Origin of the sequence: Nocardia sp. NPDC005746, assembly GCF_040630785.1 — a bacterium.
Classification (GTDB): Bacteria; Actinomycetota; Actinomycetes; order Mycobacteriales; family Mycobacteriaceae; genus Nocardia.
On record NZ_JBEXYE010000001.1, the window covers coordinates 240956 to 258788 of the forward strand.

Below are 17833 nucleotides of genomic sequence, written 5' to 3' on the forward strand. Positions count from 1 at the left end.
TTGAGTTGTGCGCCCATGAGTACACCACGGGCACCCAGAAGATCGAATCAAGGCTGCGAACCATTTCATCCGGGCACCCGTAGAGGAAGCCATGAGCACCGACATCCTGGAGCGGTACGTCACCTGGCGGCGCGCCCGCGACGGCGATCCCTTCCGAGTGCGCATGCCCACGCTCGGTTCGGTTCTCTTCACCGGCACCGCCGCCGGTGCGCGGGAACTGTTCCGCGCGCCCATGGATCTGCTGGAACCGCCGCTGCCCAATCCGATCGAGCCGATGGTCGGCGCGGCCTCACTCATCCTGGCCCGCGGCGAGCGGCACCGGCGCGAGCGCGCCCTGCTCGCGCCCGCCTTCCACCGCAATCGAATCAGCGCCTACGGCACCGTCATTCGCGACGCCACCCGCGCCGAATTGGATGGCGAACGCACCGGGACGCCGTGGCGGCCGGGCACCCGCGTCGATGCCCGCGCGGCGGCCCGGGCACTCACGCTGCGGGTGATCCTGGCGGCCGTGTTCGGCATCGACGAGCCCGCGCGGCGCGCCGAGTACACCGCCGCCACCACCGCCTTCCTGGAATCCTTCGGCAGCACGCTGTTCCTGGCTCCGGGCCTGCGGCGCAACATGTTCGGGCTGACCGGCTGGGAGCGGTTCGCCGCGGCGCGGGACCGGCTCGACGAACTCGTCGACGCCGAGGTGACGCGGCGGCGCGCGCACGGGGGCGGCGGCACGGATCTGCTGGCGCTGCTGCTGGATACGCGTTACGAGGACGGTGACGCCATCAGCGACACCGATCTGCGCGAGCAGTTGCGCACGCTGCTGGTGGCGGGGCACGAAACCACCGCCACCGCACTGGTGTGGGCGCTGTACCGGCTGCACCGGGAACCGGACACGCTGGCTCGGCTGCGCGACGAATTGACCGGCGCCGGAACCGATCCCGATCCGGCCGAGTTGATGAAGCTCCCCTACCTGGACGCGGTCTGCCAGGAGACGCTGCGATTGCATCCGCCGGTGCCGATCGTGTTGCGCAGGCTCGCAGGTGATTTCGCGCTGCTCGGCAAGCCGCTGACTGCGGGGGACACCATGGGGGTGTCGATGCACCTGCTGCACACCGATCCCGCGGTGTGGCCGGAACCACGGCGTTTCCGGCCCGAACGGTTCCTCGAGCGCAAATACGGCCCGTTCGAGTACGCGCCGTTCGGGGGCGGTCACCGGCGCTGCATCGGCGCCACCCTGGCCGATTACGAGCTGCGCATCGTGCTGGCAACCATGCTGAACGGGGTGCGGATGCGGCTCACGCCGCGCTTCGCGCGCGGGGGCGCGCCGCCGTCGGTGCCGCACACCATCACAGTCGGACCGCGGCGCGCCATCACGTTCGACATCGTCGAGTCGTGAAGCGCCGTCGGTGATTTCGATCACAAGTAGGTTTTGGGAAGCAATCACTCCGAAAGCGGCCGTACCGGTGTCACTTTCGGTGAATCGCCGCCGCCATCGGCGCATACACACCCGGCGAGGAACCGACCCGCGGTGTTGTGACTGAGCGAACACCTAGCAGTCGGTATGAATAAGTCGCAGAAGGCGGTTGGCGCACTCGACAGATCGCTGTAGTAATGGACGCGGGGTTGGGACTACTGCGGGTGAAGTGCGCCCGCGTTCTGCGTGAAGAACAAAGATCTGAGAGGACCAAGCTGTGCGCCATACCCGGTATCGAAAGACGGGACTGATCGCCCTTGCCGCCATCGCGGCAACCGGAGCAGTGGTGGCAGCACCCGCCTCAGCGACTCCGCTATGGCCGGGCGGCCCGGACATTCCGGGCACCCCCTCCGCGGTCATGCCGCAGCCCGAGCCGGGCTCGCTGCCGACCGACCCGAACGCCAAGGCGCCGATTCCGCCCGCCAACTTCGCGGCCCCGAACATCAGCCCCGGCGACGGTGACGTGGTCGGCGTGGCCATGCCCGTCATCATCAACTTCAAGGACCCGGTCGGCGACCACGCGGCCGCCGAGAAGTCGATCCGCATCACCTCCACCAACAAGGTGAACGGCCACTTCTACTGGATGGGCGACAAGCAGGTCCGCTGGCGGCCCGAGAACTTCTGGCCCGCCGGCTCCAAGGTGACCGTCCAGGCCGGTGGTACCGACGTGGCCTACACGATCGGCGACGAGTTCATCACCACCGCCGACGACACCACCCACACGATCACCGTGACCCGCAACGGCGAGGTCGTGAAGACCATGCCCACCTCCATGGGCAAGAAGGGTCACGAGACCCCGAACGGGACCTACATCGTCAGCGAGAAGAACCGCAAGATGATCATGGACTCGTCCACCTACGGCGTGCCGACCACCGCACCCGAGGGCTACAAGCTCGAGGTCGAATACGCGACCCGCATGTCCAACAGCGGCATCTTCGTGCACGCCGCCCCGTGGAGCCTGGCGCAGCAGGGCGTCTCGAACGCCTCGCACGGCTGCCTGAACGTGTCCACCGAGGACGCCAAGTGGTTCCAGGAGAACGTGCAGAAGGGTGACCCGGTCATCGTGCAGAACACCGCGGGCGGCACGCTGAACACCGGCGACGGCTGGGGCGACTGGAACTGATCCAGCCCTGAATGCGAGGGCCGCGCTCGAATCGAGCGCGGCCCTCGCTGTTTTCTATTGGCTAACCGTTCATATTGTTTTGGCCTCGAAACATCTTGGGCGGTCGTACGATTCGGCGCATGTCCGCGCCCCTCGGTGGTGTGACCGGTGAACAGTCGATGGCGGGAGCCGACCGACAGTTCAGCGAGCTACCATCTGGAATTAACCAATCAGTTGCCAAGGGCCGCAAGGCTGCGCGGGTGCGATCTTGGCCCGAACGAGTACTCCCGACGCCCCCCGGGCGCGGGTGGCGAAACAGACCCTGGCGGGACTACGCGCTGTTCACCGTCCTGGTCGCGCCCAACCTGATCCTGTTGGGGCTGTTCGTCTATCGGCCGCTGATCGACAACGTGCGACTGTCCTTCACCGACTGGAACATCTCCGCGACCACCCTGAACTGGGTCGGATTCGACAACTACACCGAATGGTTCGGGCGCGACGACTCCTGGCAGATCGTCGGCAATACCGTCGTGTTCACCGTCGCCGCGGTGCTGGGCAGCATGATCCTGGGCCTGGCCCTCGCGCTGCTGCTGGACCGCAAGCTGCTCGGGCGCAATGTGGTTCGATCCGCCATCTTCGCGCCGTACGTCATCTCCGGCGCGGCCATCGGCGTGGGCTTCCAGTTCATCTTCGACCCCGGCTTCGGCCTGATCCCGGACCTGCTGCAGCGGATGGGAATCCACTCACCCGACTTCGCGCAGGACCCGCACTGGGCACTGTTCATGATCACGGTCACCTATATCTGGAAGAACCTGGGCTACAGCTTCGTCATCTATCTGGCGGCGCTGCAAGGGGTTCGGGCCGACCTGATGGAGGCCGCCGAGATCGACGGCGCCGGCCGCTGGACCACCTTCACCCGGGTTTTGCTGCCGCAGCTGCGGCCCACCACCTACTTCCTGTCGATCACGGTGCTACTCAACTCGCTGCAGGTCTTCGACCTCATCAACGTGATGACCCGCGGCGGGCCCATCGGCACCGGCACCACCACCATGATCTACCAGGTCTATCGCGAATCCTGGGTGAACCAGCGGGCGGGCTACGGCGCGGCCGTCGCCACCATCATGTTCCTCGTGCTGCTGATCGTGACATTGATCCAGGTGCGCGTCATGGACCGAGGAGACGAGAAGTGAAGCGGCTGAACCTACTGCGCGCATTCCACGATCAGGAGTTCTGGGCCAAGGTCTTCGGCTACGCCGCCATGGTGTGCGTGCTGATCATCATCGGCGTCCCGCTGTACTACATCCTCACGCGCTCGTTCATGGCGCACGCGGAGGTCTACTCCCAGCCGGTCAGCTACTGGCCGAAACAGTGGCTGGCCTCCAACTATCACGACGCCACCACCACGCTGCCGTTCTGGCAGTTCCTGCGCAACTCCATCATCGTGACCAGCATCGTGTCCGCGGTGAAGTTCGTGCTCGGCGTGCTCAGCGCCTACGGGCTGGTGTTCCTGCGCTTCCCCGGCAAGAACATCGTGTTCCTGGTGATCATCGCGGCGCTCATGGTGCCCAACCAGATCACCATCATCTCCAACTACGCGCTCATCGCGCAGCTGGGCTGGCGGAACACCTTCCAGGGCATCATCGTTCCGCTCTGCGGCGTCGCCTTCGGCACTTTCCTCATGCGCAACCACTTCCTGTCGCTGCCCTCCGAGGTCATCGAGGCGGCGCGGATGGACGGCGCGGGCTGGTGGCGGCTGCTGACCCGGGTGGTGCTGCCCATGTCCGGGCCCACCATGGTGGCGTTCGCGGTGGTCACCCTGGTGAACGAGTGGAACGAATACCTGTGGCCCTTCCTGATGGCCGACGACGCGCGGGTCGCCACCCTGCCGGTCGGCCTGACCCTGCTGCAGAACACCGAGAACCCCAGCGTCACCAACTGGGGACCCGTCATGGCCGGGGTCATCCTGACCATGCTCCCTATCCTCATCGTCTTCCTGGTGCTCCAGCGCCAGATGATCAAGGGCCTCACCTCCGGTGCGGTCAAGGGTTGAGTCCCAGAAGGAGATTCACGTGTCCGATTCACGATTTCCCGCGCTGTCGCGCCGCGGCTTCCTCGGCCTGGCCGGCGCGGCCGCGGGTGCGGTGGCCCTGACCGCGTGCGCCGGGTCCGGTGGCGGTGGCACCCAGGGCGGCGACTCGAAGACCATCACCTTCTGGTCCAACCACCCGGGCACCTCCAAGGATCAGGAAACCGAGCTGATCAACCGGTTCCAGGCCAAGTACCCGGACCTGAAGGTCAACCTGGTCGACGCGGGCAAGAACTACGAGGAGGTCGCGACCAAGTTCAATGCCGCGCTCTCCGGCGGCGAACTGCCCGACGTGGTCATCCTGTCCGACGTGTGGTGGTTCAACTACGCGCTCAACGGCACCATCGAACCGCTGGACAGCCACTTCGCCGGCGCCGGCGTGAACGTGTCCGACTACGTCGACACCTTCATCGGCGACTACAAGTTCAACGGCAAGACCTGGGCGCTTCCCTACTCACGCTCGACGCAGATCTTCTACTACAACAAGGACGTCTGGGCGAAAGCCGGGCTGCCCGACCGCACCCCGAACAGCTGGGCCGAATTCGACGAGTGGGGCCCCAAGATCCAGGGCGTGCTCGGCGGCGACAAGTGGGCGCACGGCTGGGGCGACGCCAAGAACTACCTGGCCTGGACCTTCCAGGGACCGTGCTGGACCTTCGGCGGCGCGTACTCCGACGAGTGGAAGCTGAAGTTCAACGACCCGGCCACCATCAAAGCCGGTGAGTACCTGCGCGACTCGATCAACACCAAGAAGTACGCCAGCATCCGGCCCACCTACGCGGTGGACTTCGGCAACGGCATCATCGCCTCGGCCATCGGCTCCACCGGCGACCTCAAGAGCATCAAGAAGAACTCCGAGGGCAAGGTCGAATTCGGCACCGGATTCCTGCCGCACCCGAACGGGGCGGGCGCCACCACCGGCGGCGCCGGCCTGGCGATTCCGGCCCGGATCAGCGACGCCCGCAAGGAGAACGCGCTCAAGTTCATCGAGTTCATCACCAACGCGGCCAACACCTCCTACTTCTCGCAGGCCACCGGCTATGTGCCGGTGCGCAAGTCGGCGCAGCAGGACCCGGGCATGGCCGACTTCCTGGCCAAGAACCCCAACTTCAAGACCGCCATCGAACAGCTGCCGCTGACCAAGCCGCAGAACTACGCGCGCGTGTTCGTGCCCGGCGGCGACCAGATCATCGGCACCGGGCTCGAGCAGATCGGCCTGCAGAACCGGGACGTGGCAGGCGCTTTCGGCGACATCACCAACCAGCTGCAGACCATCATCGACCGGCAGATCACGCCCAAGCTGCCCAAGTAAGAACTAAGCGAGGAGACCCGCCCGCCATGGCGACTGTGCAGTTCGAGGGTGTTTCCCTCACCTATCCGGGTGCGCCCGGCCCCGCGGTCGACGACCTGAATCTGGAGATCGCCGACGGCGAATTCCTGGTGCTGGTCGGGCCTTCGGGCTGCGGCAAGTCCACCAGTCTGCGCATGCTGGCGGGTCTCGAAGCGGTGACCGCCGGGCGGCTGCGCATCGGCGGCCTGGACGTCACCGGCCTGCCGCCGCGCTCGCGCGACGTGGCCATGGTGTTCCAGAGCTACGCGCTCTACCCGAACATGACCGTGGCCGACAATATGGGATTCGCGCTGCGTAACGCCGGAATGAGCAAGGCCGACACCCTGGTTCGGGTCAAGGAGGCCGCGGCCATGCTGGAGCTCGAGGACCTCCTGGACCGCAAACCCGCGCGGCTGTCCGGCGGCCAGCGGCAGCGCGTCGCCATGGGCCGGGCCATCGTGCGGCGGCCGCAGGTGTTCTGCATGGACGAACCGCTGTCGAATCTCGATGCGAAACTGCGGGTCTCGACCCGCTCGCAGATCGCCGCGCTGCAGAAGCGGCTCGGCACCACCACCGTGTACGTCACCCACGACCAGGTCGAGGCCATGACCATGGGGCACCGGGTGGCGGTGATGAAGGACGGGAAGCTGCAGCAGGTCGCCGCCCCGCGGGAGCTCTACGACGACCCGGTCAATACCTTCGTCGCCGGATTCATCGGATCCCCCGGCATGAACCTGCTCACCGCGCCCGTCCGCGAGGGCGCGGCCGTGCTGAACGACCTGCGAATCCCGCTGCCGCACAGCGTCGACGGCGCCAATGTCATCGTCGGCATCCGGCCGGAATCGTGGGAGGTCACCACCGACGCGAGCGATGCGCTCGCGGTCGAGGTGGAGCTGCTCGAGGAGCTGGGCTCGGAATCGTTCGTCTACTCGCACGGCGTGGCAGACGAATGGTCCAGCCGCTCCGGCCGGGTGGTGGCGCGCGTCGACCGGCGCTTCCAGGTCGCGCTGGGCGACCGGCTCTACCTGACGCCCAAGCGGGACGAACTGTTCTTCTTCGACGCCCGAACCGAAGAGCGCCTGCGCTGATCCACCGCCCCCACGCCTCGAGCCCCACCCGCCAGGACGGGGCTCGAGGTCGTCAGAGGTGAGTGATCACCAGATCTTCACGCGCTCCGCGGGATCCAGGTAGAGAGCATCGCCGGGAGTGACCTCGAAGGCTTCGTGGAAACTGTCGAGGTTGCGGACGACGCCATTGCAACGGAACTCCGGCGGGGAGTGCGGATCGACCGCGAGGCGGCGAATCGCCTCCTCCGAGCGAGCCTTGGTGCGCCACACCTGCGCCCAGCCGAAGAACACGCGCTGCAACCCGGTCAGCTGGTCGAGGACGGGGGAGTCCTGACCCTCGGTGGCGATCTTGTACGCCTCCAGCGCGATCGACAGACCACCCAGATCGCCGATGTTCTCACCGATGGTGAACTCGCCGTTGACCGTATGGTCGTCGGACAGGTCCTTCGGCGAGAAGGTGCTGTACTGGGCGATCAGCGCCTTGGTGCGCTTGCCGAATTCGGTGCGGTCCGACTCCGTCCACCAGTCGATCATGTTGCCGTCGCCGTCGTACTTCGAACCCTGATCGTCGAAGCCGTGACCGATCTCGTGGCCGATGACCGCGCCGATACCGCCGTAGTTGGCGGCGTCGTCGGCGTTCATGTCGAAGAACGGAGGCTGCAGGATCGCGGCCGGGAAGACGATCTCGTTCATGCCCGGGTTGTAGTAGGCGTTCACCGTCTGCGGGGTCATGAACCACTCGCCGCGATCCACCGGGCCGCCCAGCTTGTTCAGATCCCGGTCGTGCTCGGCGGCGTACCCGCTGCGGTAGTTGCCCACCACGTCGGCGGGATCCACGGTGACGGCGGCGTAGTCGCGCCACTCGTCCGGGTAGCCGATCTTGGGGGTGAACTTCTCCAGCTTGGCCAGCGCGGCCTGCCGGGTGTCCGGGCCCATCCACTCCAGCTGGGAGATATTGCGGCGGTAGGCCTCCTGCAGGTTCTCCACCAGCTCGACCATGCGGGCCTTGGCGGCGGGCGGGAAATGCCGGGCCACATAGAGCTTGCCGACCGCCTCGCCGAGCAGGTCCTGCACCAGGGAGACGCCGCGCTTCCAGCGCTCCCGGTTCTCCTGCGCGCCGGTCAGGGTGCGGCCGTAGAAGTCGAAGCTCTCCTCGACCAGGGCCTCGGTCAGGTACGGGGCACGGGCCTTCACCACGCGCCAGGCGGCCCAGCCCTTCCAGTCCTCCAGCGACTCCGACGCCCAGGTCTGGGCGAAGGTGCGCACGTAATCGGGCTGGCGCACCACCAGTTCCGCGAACAGCTCGGCGCCCGAGCGGTCCAGGCCGGCGGCCAGCGCGGAAGTCCAGGCGGTCCAGTCGAATTCCGGGTTCTCCGCGGTCAGGTCAGCGAAAGTCACCAGGTTGTAGCTCAATTCGGCGTCGCGGCGGCGCACCACGTCCCAATGGCCCGCGGCCAGCTTGGCTTCCAGGTCGAAGACCCGCTGCGCGTCGTAATCCAGGCCCGCCAGCTCGAACATACGGCGCATGTGCGCGACGTACTTCGCACGGATCTCCGCGTATTCGTCCTTGTGGTAGTACGACTCGTCGGGCAGGCCGATGCCGGACTGAGTGGCGTGCACCAGGTAGCGGGTGGAGTTCTTGTCGTCGGTGTCGACGTAGAACGCCAGCGCGCCGCCGACGCCGGTGCGCTGCAGGCGGCCGATGAGGGCGGCGAACTCCGCGCGGTCGGCGACCGCGGCGACGGCGGCAAATTCCTCGGCGATCGGGGTCAGGCCCGCGGCCTCGATGACCTCGGCGGCCATGAAGCTGTTGTACAGATCGCCGATCTTGCGCTCCTCGGAGCCGGGCGCGGCGTCGGCGGCCGAGGCGTCCTGGATGATCTTCTGCACATCCAGTTCGGCCTGGTCGTAGAGCGTGCGGAAGGCACCGTCGACCGCGCGGTCGGCCGGTATTTCGTAGGTGTCCAGCCATTTGCCGTTGACGTGCGCGAACAGGTCGTCCTGCACCCGCACGTCCGCGTCACGGAAGGACAGGTCGATACCGGAGGGAGGCGTCAGCTGCGAAGTCACGGTGTCCAGTATGCCGATTACGAGGGCATCCGGCCGGGGTGTGTGAACTTCGCACCCATTGCGTTCACGATTGGTGAACGCACCGATTCAGGCGCCGACCGGCACCCGGTCGAATTCCCCGTCCCGTACCCCGGCGACGAAGGCTCGCCATTCGCCAGGGGTATAGATCAGGGTGATCGGTCCGTGCCGGAGCGAGGTGTGGCCGTCCGCACCGGTCTCCGCGATGAGCGCGGTGCGGTGGATATGGCGGCCCAGCACGGCGGCCAGGAATGTCATCCATTCGGCCGCGGTGACGGTGATGATGGGCTCGTCGTCAGGGCGATGTTCCGGATTGCGCCGGTACTTGCTGTCGCGGATGAGCACCGCATCACCGTCGAATCGAACCTCCACGCACTGATTTCCGTTATTGGTACGAGTCGACGTGAACCAGCCGCTGGATTCCGGCTGATACTTCGCGGTGGTAAGCATGGGCAGCATTTTACCGTTACGCATGCGTCTCCTACCCTTGCGAATAGCGTTTGATGAGCTCCAAAGATTCTGCGCGACCGAGTGATTGGTCGAGTGCGCGCACAAATGCGAACCGCAGATCGCGAATCTGATCCGGATCCTCCACGGCCCCACCGAAAACCGCGCTCTCCACCCAGGTGAAGGTGGGAAGACTTTCGGAAGCGAAATCCAGCAGATGGAAACTCGAGCCGCCCAGCATCGCGCCGCGTGTCGCGGTGAACGGAATCACCCGCACCGAAATGGAATCCAGTTCATCCAGCAGTATTGCCAGATGTTCGAGTTGGCCGCGCAATACCTTCGGGCCGCCGATCTGCTGCAACAGGGTGGCCTCGCCGATCACCGCGGTGAGCTCCACCCGGTCGTCGCCGCGCAGCCGTTCCTGCCGCTTCATCCGCACCGCCACGAGCTGTTCCACCTGCACCGGGCGGATCATGACGTCGGCACTGATCAGCGCCCGCGCATATTCCTCGGTCTGCAGCAGGCCCGGCACCACCAGGCTGTCGTAGCTGAGGATGCTCTCCGCGCCCAGCTCCATGCCGTAATACCGTTGCAGCTCAGGCCCGATCAGCGCCGAGGACTTGGCCCACCAGCCGCGCTCCTTGCTGAGCAGCAGCAGCTCCAGCAGTTCGTCGCGCTCCTCGCCCTCCACCTCGAGCAGCTCGAGCACCGGGCCGATGGTGGTCGTGGTGAGGACGCGGCGGCCCTTCTCCACATGCGACCAGTTGGCCGGGGTGAAGCCGACGTGCTTGGCGAACGTCGCCGAATCGAAGCCGCACTGCTCGCGTAATTCGCGCAGTCGCAGGACCAGCTCCCACCGGGCGACGGTAGGCGAGACGGGTGCCACGGCCACCGATGCTACGCCGCGAAACTCGCTGGCGTGTGACTATTGTCATAGTGATTGCGCGGGCTTACTGTCGGTAGCAGGAGGTTCGCCATGAGCGCGCTGGACCCGTCGTCGTACACCGCCACCCAGGAAGCGCTGGCCCGGTGCAGACGCTACCGCAAGGAACACGGGCTGTACGGCGTGGTGGATTCGACGCTGGGCCGAATCATGTTGGAGGTCGGGGCCGTCGGCGCCGTGACCATGCCTGCTGAGCTGGGCCGCAGGGTCCGCGACCAGCTCACCGCGCGACAGCGCCGCGGTCCGGTCATCGCCCATCCGCGCTCCGGCCGCTGGACCTTCCTCACCGGGCCCAGCGACGATTCGTATCTCGACATGGCGCTGTTCTCGGACCTGTTCCGCGATTGCGCGTCCGTAGCGCAGCCCGGCAGCACCATCGTGCTGCCCTCACCCACCGACGAGCACAACGCCTACCGCACCTGGATTCACCCGCCCGAACGGGACTTTCGCCCGGAACTCTCCGAAGTGCTGGCCGCCGTACGCGAATGCCACCCGGGGGCAGCGGGATCCAGCACCAGCGGCGTCAGCGCGTCGGAACCGGTGTGAGGGTCACGCTGAACTTGTCCTCCAGCCGCTGATTGAACTCGCGCTGGCATTGATCGACCTTGGCCTGATCGCCGTTCGCGTCGCGGACACAGTCCAGGAAGTCGGTGGTGCCGGTGTCCTTGAACACCGTCCACACCAGCACGCCGATCACCGCGCCGCCGATCAGGCTGATCACCCCCATGATCACGCCCGCCAGCGCCATCCCGAAGCCACCGGCCGTCCCGCGCCGGGCCTTCATCACCGCGATCAGGCCCAGCACGATGGCGACCACGCCGCAGATCAGGCCGACAATGGTGAACAAGACGGTCCAGAACGTCAGCAGGCCGATGACGCCGAATACCAGGGCGGTGATCGCCATGCCCTTGCGCTGCGGCGACTCCTGCCAGTACTGCCCACCGCCCGGCGGCGGATAGTTGCCCGGCGGCGGGTACGCACCCGGCGGGTAGTTCCCCGGCTGCCCCTGCGGCGGGTACTGACCGTGCTGGTCCGGTGGCGGGTACTGGTTCATGGGCAGATGCTATTGCCCGCCGAGCCGGGCATGCATTTCCCACACCAGCAGCTCCGACGGCAGGTTGGCCGTGACCCGCTGGCCGCCGCTGCGGGCCAGCCGGACCGCGTCACCCTCGTACAGGGTCCCCGCGCCCTCCATCTCCACCTCGCCGCGTGCGACGAAAACGTGCAGGTAGGGGGCCTCGGGTAGGCGGACCTCGGTGCCCTCGCCGGGCATCCGGGCCACGTGCATGGCGGAATGACTGCTGGCGATGGCGATGGCCGTGCGGTCGCGGTACCGGGGCAGGCCCGAGGCCACCGTGACCAGGTCGCCGCTCGCGAGTTCGGCGTCGATCTCCAGCTGCTGGTAGCCGGGGGTCAGCCCGGAGTCGTCGGGCACCACCCACATCTGCACGAAATGTACCGGCTCCTGGTGTTCGGGCGCATTGCTGAGCCGCCAGGAGTCGTTCTTCTCCGAGTGCAGGATGCCGGTGCCGGCGCTCATCCGCTGGGCCAGGCCCGGGTAGATGACGCCGTTGTGGCCCAGGGAATCCTGATGCACCAGGCTGCCGCTCAGCACCCAGGTGACGATCTCCATGTCCCGGTGCGGATGGGTCTCGAACCCCTCGCCGGGCAGGACGATGTCCTCGTTGTTGACCAGCAACAGGCCGTGATGGGTGTTGTCGGGATCGTAGTGTTCTCCGAAGGAGAAAGAATGCTTCGAATCCAGCCACGCCACACGGGTTTTCATGCGGTCGCCGCCACGATGGATATCGATGTGTGGTGTCGTGAGGGTGGACACCGCCGTACTCCTCTCACCGGCGAGCACCGATCGGATTCCAGGGTAGGGGCCGATACAGCGGCCCAACTTGAATTCCGGGTTAAATTCTAGCGTGCGGGCAGCGCTGCCCCACCTGCCGCCGACCAGGTACTACGCTTCCGGCAATCGGCCCGGGCAAATGCCCGGCGATTGTCCGGGCGCCCGGCCGCCACGTTCCCGGATCCCGCCCCGACCATCAGCGGGTTTCGGTCGGCGACCGTATCATGATGTGCCGCAAGCGAAACGGGAGGGAGAGCAGGGGGATGCGACCCGAGGTACTCGCGGGCATCGAGCGCGAACTCCGGCAGCAGGCCGAGAGCGAGGGGATCGCTCATTTCGTCATGGGCGTGGCCGTCTTCCGGGACGGCAAACTCCTGGTCGTACGGCGTGTCGAGGAAGGCTCGCACGCGGGGATGTGGGAACTGCCGGGCGGCGGCGTGGAATCGGGGGAGACCTTCGCCGACTGCGTGGCCCGCGAGCTCTTCGAGGAGACCGGGCTGCGGGTCGTGAACATCACCGATGTGCTGGGCGGCTTCGACTACGCCACCCGCACCAAGTCGCGGGTCCGCAAATACAGCTTCGTGGTCGAGGCCGAACCCGGCGAGATCCGGCTCGACCCCCTCGAACACGATCGCTACCAGTGGATCGATTCCGACACCGTCGACAACCTGCCCATGGCCGATGACATGCGCGCCGCCGTGTTCGCCCTGGTGACCACGCACCCGTCCCGGTGACCGCGCCCCCGCCCGCCGAGCCGCGCACCCGGCTCGCCGCGGTGACGGCCGCGCTGCGCGAGAACCCGGGCACCCTGCGCCTGACCCTGGTCCGGCTCACCGGACAGTTCGGCGACGGCATGTTCCAGGCCGCCCTGTCCGGCGCGATCCTGTTCAACCCCGAGCGGCAGACCGATCCGCTGGCCATCGCCGGGGGCTTCGCCGCGCTGCTGCTGCCGTATTCGATCATCGGGCCGTTCGCGGGCGCGCTGCTCGACCGCTGGGACCGCCGCCGGGTGCTGCTGTACGCCAACCTGCTGCGGGCCGTGCTCATCGTGGCGACCGCCGCCGGGCTGCTGGCCGGGATCCGGGCCACGCCGCTCCTGCTGGGCGCGCTGGCCGTCGTCGGGGTGAGCCGCTTCGTCGGCGCGGGCGTGTCCGCGTCCCTGCCCAAGGTGCTGTCCCAGCGCTGGCTGGTCCCGATGAACTCGGTGCTGGCGACGGTGTCGTCCGGGTGCGCGATCCTCGGCGCGGGCCTGGGGTTCTCGATCATCGGCGTGATCGGGGCGGGTGACTTCGCGTCCGCGGTGGCGACGGCCGCCAGCGCCTCGGGCTCGATCGTGAGCGGGCTCGTGGTGGCCGGATTCCGGCCGCGGGCACTGGGTCCCGACCGGGACGGGCCCACCGTCGAGACCGTGGGCGGGCTCGCCACCGTACGGGCCATCGCCGCCGGACTGCGCCGGGGCGCCACCGCGGCCTGGGGGTCGCGGGACGTGACCACCGCGTTCCTCGGGATCGGCGCGCACCGCATCGTGTTCGGCGCGGACACCCTGCTCATGGTGCTGGCGCTGCGCCGCGGCGACGAGTCCGCGGTCGGCACCCACCTCGCCAAGTTCAGCGCGGCCATCACCGCGACCGGGGCGGGACTGGTGACCGCGGCCGTGGTGGCGCCGTTCCTGATTCCGCGGCTGGGCCGCCCGCGCACCGTGGTGAGCTGCCTGGTGGCCGCGATCATCGTGCAACTGACCCTGGTCACGCCCATCACCGTCGCCACCGGCGAGACCGAGCGGCGGGCGGAACTGCTCCTGCTCGCGGCGGCCTTCCTGCTCGGGCTGGCCGGGCAGGTCATCAAGCTGACCGGCGACGCGGCCATGCAGATCGAGATCGACGACACCCACCGCGGCCAGGTGTTCGCGTTGCAGGACACGATCTTCAACATCACCTTCGTGCTGGCCCTGGCCGGGACCGCGCTGCTGATCCCGGCGGACGGGCGCTCCCCGGCGGTGGTGGTGGCCGCGGCCGCCGTCTACGCCTGCGGAATCGTCGCCATCGGGGCGAATTCCCGCCGCCGGACCGGTCCGTCCAGGGCATAGATATCGGCTCGATCACACCGGCCCGGCGACACGCGGCAGCGCTCTGTCGGATCCGGCCGGGGCCGATACCGTGGATTCAATGACTGCGCGGCGCTCCGAAGCACCTGCGGCACTGGCGCTCTCCAGCCTGGCGATGGCCGGGGTCATGGTGCTGCCCGGCGTGCCCGCCACCGCGAACGCCCTGGCGCCCTGGGCGCCGCCGCCGCTGAACGCCTGCGGCGAAACGGGATTCGATCCGCTGGCCCGGGAACCGGATCCGGACCTCCCGCCGCCGCCACCCCCGCCCGTGGACACCACCATCCACATCCAGCTCCCGGTCCCGAAGTTCACGCCGGTCCCGATCCCCGGACCCCGGCAGAACAACACCCGCATCGACCCGGCGCCACTGCCCGAGGACCCGTGCGCCAACCCGTGCCCGGACATTCGCACCGACCAGAGCCCACGGCCCGAGAACCTCCCGCCCGAGACCGAGCCCGCCGAACCGGGCGACGACGAGGAAGCCACCGACGAGCCGCCCGCCACCGAGCCGGAGCCCGAACCCGCGCCCCCGCCGCCGGCCAACAGCGGATCGGACGGAATCCCGTTGCCGCGGCTCCAGATCGATCAGGTCCCCGAGACCATCCCGATCCCGATCCCCGGCGGGGAACCCCCCGAACCACAGTCGCGGCCCGCGCCGGCCGTGCCGTCCCTGGCGCCCGCGCCGGTCGCCGCGCCCGTCGCCCCCGTCGCGCTCGACGAGCTGGAGCTGGTGAACCAGGTGACCGGGCACGGCTCCAGCAACCGCACCGACATGCGCTGGTCGGTCGACGGCACGGACCTCGGCCTGATGTGGGAAACCGAGCCCGGACGGATCGCCGTCGTATTCGGCGACACCTTCGGTAAGGGCTGGGAGCCGGTCGGGGCGGGCAACGGGGACCAGGACTGGCGCAGCAACGCCATCGCCTTCAGCACCGAGCGCGACCTGTCCAAAGGTCTGGTGCTGGACGCCTTCGCCCAGAACAGCCGCTGCCACGCCGCCGAAATCCTGGCCAGCCGCAAGGTCGACAACTTCGAGATCACCACCATCCCCACCTCAGGATTCGCGCTGCACGGCCGGCAGTATCTGACCTACATGTCGGTGGCGCGGTGGAGCCGCGTCAAGCCCGGCATGTGGTGGACCACTCTGGGCGGGCTGGCCTGGTCCGACGACGGCGGCGATACCTGGACCAAATCCGAATGGGCGCGCTGGGACAACGTTTTCGGACTCGGGCGGTTCCAGGTCATGGCGATGGCCCCGCACGACGGGTACGCGTACATGTTCGGCACGCCCAACGGCCGGTTCGGCACCATCGCGCTGGCCCGGGTGCCCAGCGATCAGGTGCTCAACAAGTCGGCGTACCAGTACTGGATCGGCAACACCTGGGTGCCCGCGTTCGGGCCCGACGAATTGCTCGCCACGCCCGTGGTTTCCGGGACCGCGGGGGAGGTGTCGGTGCGGTACGACGCGTCGACGCGGCGGTGGCAGATGCTGTACCTGGACCTCGACCGGGGGGCGCTGGTGCTGCGCACCGCCGCCGAACCGCAAGGGACGTGGACCGATCCGGTAACGCTGGTCGACACCCGCGAATATCCCACCACCTACGGCGGATTCATCCATCCCTGGTCGAGTGGGAACGATCTGTACTTCACCATGTCGGCGTGGAACAGCTACAACGTGTACCTCATGCACGCGAAGCTGAAGTAACGCAGTGGAATCCGTGCGGCCGCACTGTCACTCGATGCGGCGGAAGCGCAGCGGCTGCCCCGGTCTGGCCTGCGCCACCGTGTCCACGTCGGCGTCCACCACCACCGCGATCACCGGGTAGCCCCCGGTGATCGGGTGATCCGCGAGGAAGACCACGGGCTGACCGCTGGGCGGCACCTGCACCGAACCCAAGGCCATACCCTCCGTGGGCAATTCACCGGCGACGCTGCGCTGCAACGCGGGGCCGCGCCGCCGGTCCAGCCGTGCGCCGATCCGGTCGGTGTCCGGGGACACCGTCCACTCGCCCGCGAAAAGCGCTGCGGCATCGGTGAACCAGTCGGCGCGCGGGCCGGGCACCGCGCGCACCGTGAGCAGGTCGTTGCCCAGCGCCGGAACGGGTGCGACATCCACGATCGGCAGCGCGCGCGGCGGCGGGCCCACCGGCAGCAGGTCACCCGGGCGCAGCGGCTCGGGGCCGATCCCGGAGAGGGTGTCGCGGCTGCGGGAACCCAGCACCGGCGAGACCTCGATCCCGCCGCGCACCGCCACATAGCTGCGCAGGCCGGTGGCGGCGAGCCCCAGCCGAAGCCGTTGGCCCTCCTCGATTTCCAGCACGCTGGCCGTGCCCATCGGGCGGTCGTCGACGGTGACGGGGGCCGACGCGCCGGTCACCGCCACCGTGACATGCCGCTGGGCCAGTAGTTCCAGCCCGCCCAGCAGCACTTCGATGCCGGCGGCGCCCTCGGAGTTGCCGACCAGTCGGTTCGCCAGCCGTAGCGAGGCCCGGTCCGCGGCCCCGGCCGCGCCCACCCCCGAGTCGAACCAGCCCGGACGGCCCAGATCCTGAATGGTGGCCAGCGGCCCCACCCGATCGACCCGCAATGCGCTCATGGCCTACCTCCCCGCGTCGACGAACCGGACCCGCGTCCCCGCGCGTACGAGGGCGGGCGGATCCCGGTCCACATCCCACATCGATGAATCGGTGGTGCCGATCAACCGCCACCCGCCCGGGCTGCGGCGCGGGTAGACGGCCGAATAGCCGCCCGCCAGGGCCACCGCGCCCGCCGGGATCGCGGTCCGCGATTGGGCGCGCCGCGGCACGGTCAGCCGGGCGTCGGGTGATTCCAGATAGCCGAAACCGGGCGCGAAACCCACGAAGGCGCAACGCCATACGGTCCCGATGTGCTGGGCGACGACCTCGGCCTCGGACAAGCCGAGCAGGCGCGCGACCTCGGGTAGATCCTCGCCGTCGTAGCGGACGGGGATCACGACCGGTTCGCGTGGCGCGGCCCGCTCACCACGATCGCCCACGACATCCTCACGACTCCAGCCGTCGAGAGCGGAAGGCCGCGCCGGTGACCGCCGATCACCGGCACCGACCCGGGCCGCCGCGTCGAGCCGGTTCAGCAAGGTCAGCAACCGCTTTCGCACCGGCTCCAGCGACCGCGGCGAATCCAGGGTCACCAGCACGGTTTCGGCGGCGGGCAGAACATCCAGCACGCCGCGCGGCCGCGGCTCCAGCGCGGACACCAGCTCGGCGACCCAGGCGTGCAGCGGTGGAATCACCAGCAGCGCACGGTCACCCGCCGCCCGCACTTCGCCGGCGGCGTCGATCTGTGGGGGTTCGGTCATGGCGCA

At 68.2% G+C, this 17833-nt stretch carries 17 protein-coding genes; 10 read left to right on the forward strand and 7 right to left on the reverse strand.

Features of this window, described 5'->3' with window-relative positions; genetic code table 11:
* Positions 1-91: 91 nt before the first annotated feature.
* The 6 genes from ABZ412_RS01105 (at position 92) to ugpC (ending at position 7074) form a co-directional block, all read left to right on the forward strand.
* A complete protein-coding gene (locus tag ABZ412_RS01105; RefSeq protein WP_357274834.1) occupies positions 92-1390 on the forward strand; it encodes a cytochrome P450 in 1299 nt (432 codons plus the stop codon).
* Positions 1391-1715: 325 nt separating this feature from the next.
* Positions 1716-2591, forward strand: a complete 876-nt coding sequence (locus ABZ412_RS01110) for a L,D-transpeptidase (RefSeq protein WP_357275891.1) — start codon at positions 1716-1718, stop codon at positions 2589-2591.
* A gap of 239 nt (positions 2592-2830) precedes the next feature.
* The gene (locus tag ABZ412_RS01115) at positions 2831-3760 is read left to right on the forward strand and encodes a sugar ABC transporter permease (protein ID WP_357274836.1); all 930 of its coding nucleotides are present in this window, start codon (positions 2831-2833) and stop codon (positions 3758-3760) included.
* A gap of 68 nt (positions 3761-3828) precedes the next feature.
* Positions 3829-4620: a carbohydrate ABC transporter permease gene (locus ABZ412_RS01120; RefSeq protein WP_357088804.1), complete on the forward strand. Its 792-nt coding sequence runs from the start codon at positions 3829-3831 to the stop codon at positions 4618-4620.
* A gap of 19 nt (positions 4621-4639) precedes the next feature.
* Positions 4640-5968 carry an ABC transporter substrate-binding protein gene (locus ABZ412_RS01125; RefSeq protein ID WP_357274838.1) on the forward strand — a complete coding sequence of 443 codons (1329 nt, stop codon included), beginning with the start codon at positions 4640-4642 and terminating at the stop codon, positions 5966-5968.
* 26 nt (positions 5969-5994) lie between these two features.
* Positions 5995-7074: a sn-glycerol-3-phosphate ABC transporter ATP-binding protein UgpC gene (ugpC, locus tag ABZ412_RS01130; protein WP_357274841.1), complete on the forward strand. Its 1080-nt coding sequence runs from the start codon at positions 5995-5997 to the stop codon at positions 7072-7074.
* A 66-nt stretch (positions 7075-7140) separates the two neighbouring features.
* On the opposite strand, the gene ABZ412_RS01135 is transcribed toward ugpC, so the two are convergent.
* The 3 genes from ABZ412_RS01135 to ABZ412_RS01145 all read right to left on the reverse strand — a co-directional run bounded on the left by ABZ412_RS01135 (position 7141) and on the right by ABZ412_RS01145 (position 10474).
* Positions 7141-9123: a M13-type metalloendopeptidase gene (locus ABZ412_RS01135; RefSeq protein ID WP_357274843.1), complete on the reverse strand. Its 1983-nt coding sequence runs from the start codon at positions 9121-9123 to the stop codon at positions 7141-7143.
* Positions 9124-9210: 87 nt separating this feature from the next.
* On the reverse strand, positions 9211-9591 hold the full coding sequence (locus ABZ412_RS01140) for a DUF397 domain-containing protein (RefSeq protein ID WP_357274845.1): 381 nt from the start codon (positions 9589-9591) through the stop codon (positions 9211-9213).
* A gap of 31 nt (positions 9592-9622) precedes the next feature.
* Positions 9623-10474 carry a Scr1 family TA system antitoxin-like transcriptional regulator gene (locus tag ABZ412_RS01145; RefSeq protein ID WP_357274847.1) on the reverse strand — a complete coding sequence of 284 codons (852 nt, stop codon included), beginning with the start codon at positions 10472-10474 and terminating at the stop codon, positions 9623-9625.
* A 90-nt stretch (positions 10475-10564) separates the two neighbouring features.
* On the opposite strand from ABZ412_RS01145, the gene ABZ412_RS01150 reads away from it, so the two are divergent.
* Positions 10565-11077, forward strand: coding sequence for a hypothetical protein (locus tag ABZ412_RS01150; RefSeq protein ID WP_357274849.1), 513 nt, complete (start codon positions 10565-10567; stop codon positions 11075-11077).
* Here the strand turns inward: ABZ412_RS01150 and ABZ412_RS01155 are convergent.
* Together ABZ412_RS01155 and ABZ412_RS01160 are read right to left on the reverse strand one after the other, a co-directional pair.
* On the reverse strand, positions 11055-11585 hold the full coding sequence (locus ABZ412_RS01155; RefSeq protein WP_357274852.1) for a DUF4190 domain-containing protein: 531 nt from the start codon (positions 11583-11585) through the stop codon (positions 11055-11057). The genes ABZ412_RS01150 and ABZ412_RS01155 overlap by 23 nt on opposite strands.
* Positions 11586-11594: 9 nt before the next feature.
* Positions 11595-12368, reverse strand: coding sequence for a pirin family protein (locus ABZ412_RS01160; RefSeq protein WP_357274854.1), 774 nt, complete (start codon positions 12366-12368; stop codon positions 11595-11597).
* Positions 12369-12649: 281 nt separating this feature from the next.
* Between ABZ412_RS01160 and ABZ412_RS01165 the strand changes: the two genes are divergently transcribed.
* The 3 genes from ABZ412_RS01165 (at position 12650) to ABZ412_RS01175 (ending at position 16195) form a co-directional block, all read left to right on the forward strand.
* Positions 12650-13120, forward strand: coding sequence for an NUDIX domain-containing protein (locus ABZ412_RS01165; RefSeq protein ID WP_357088557.1), 471 nt, complete (start codon positions 12650-12652; stop codon positions 13118-13120).
* Positions 13117-14472 (forward strand): hypothetical protein, encoded by a 1356-nt coding sequence (locus ABZ412_RS01170; RefSeq protein ID WP_357274856.1) that lies wholly within the window; start codon positions 13117-13119, stop codon positions 14470-14472. The genes ABZ412_RS01165 and ABZ412_RS01170 overlap by 4 nt, the downstream gene beginning before the upstream one ends.
* 79 nt (positions 14473-14551) lie before the next feature.
* Positions 14552-16195 carry a DUF4185 domain-containing protein gene (locus ABZ412_RS01175; RefSeq protein WP_357274858.1) on the forward strand — a complete coding sequence of 548 codons (1644 nt, stop codon included), beginning with the start codon at positions 14552-14554 and terminating at the stop codon, positions 16193-16195.
* A gap of 27 nt (positions 16196-16222) precedes the next feature.
* Here ABZ412_RS01175 and ABZ412_RS01180 read toward each other — a convergent pair whose 3' ends face one another.
* A complete protein-coding gene (locus tag ABZ412_RS01180) occupies positions 16223-17086 on the reverse strand; it encodes a biotin-dependent carboxyltransferase family protein (protein WP_357274861.1) in 864 nt (287 codons plus the stop codon).
* 3 nt (positions 17087-17089) lie between these two features.
* Positions 17090-17827 carry an allophanate hydrolase subunit 1 gene (locus ABZ412_RS01185; RefSeq protein WP_357274863.1) on the reverse strand — a complete coding sequence of 246 codons (738 nt, stop codon included), beginning with the start codon at positions 17825-17827 and terminating at the stop codon, positions 17090-17092.
* Between the last annotated feature and the right edge of the window lie 6 nt (positions 17828-17833).

Coding starts and splice junctions, on each gene's coding strand:
- ABZ412_RS01105 (WP_357274834.1), top strand. CDS start 92: ATGAGCACCGACATCCTGGAGCGGTACGTCACCTGGCGGCGCGCCCGC.
- ABZ412_RS01120 (WP_357088804.1), top strand. CDS start 3,829: ATGGTGTGCGTGCTGATCATCATCGGCGTCCCGCTGTACTACATCCTC.
- ugpC (WP_357274841.1), top strand. CDS start 5,995: ATGGCGACTGTGCAGTTCGAGGGTGTTTCCCTCACCTATCCGGGTGCG.
- ABZ412_RS01140 (WP_357274845.1), bottom strand. CDS start 9,591: ATGCTTACCACCGCGAAGTATCAGCCGGAATCCAGCGGCTGGTTCACG.
- ABZ412_RS01150 (WP_357274849.1), top strand. CDS start 10,565: ATGAGCGCGCTGGACCCGTCGTCGTACACCGCCACCCAGGAAGCGCTG.
- ABZ412_RS01155 (WP_357274852.1), bottom strand. CDS start 11,585: ATGAACCAGTACCCGCCACCGGACCAGCACGGTCAGTACCCGCCGCAG.
- ABZ412_RS01165 (WP_357088557.1), top strand. CDS start 12,650: ATGCGACCCGAGGTACTCGCGGGCATCGAGCGCGAACTCCGGCAGCAG.
- ABZ412_RS01175 (WP_357274858.1), top strand. CDS start 14,552: ATGACTGCGCGGCGCTCCGAAGCACCTGCGGCACTGGCGCTCTCCAGC.
- ABZ412_RS01180 (WP_357274861.1), bottom strand. CDS start 17,086: ATGAGCGCATTGCGGGTCGATCGGGTGGGGCCGCTGGCCACCATTCAG.
- ABZ412_RS01185 (WP_357274863.1), bottom strand. CDS start 17,827: ATGACCGAACCCCCACAGATCGACGCCGCCGGCGAAGTGCGGGCGGCG.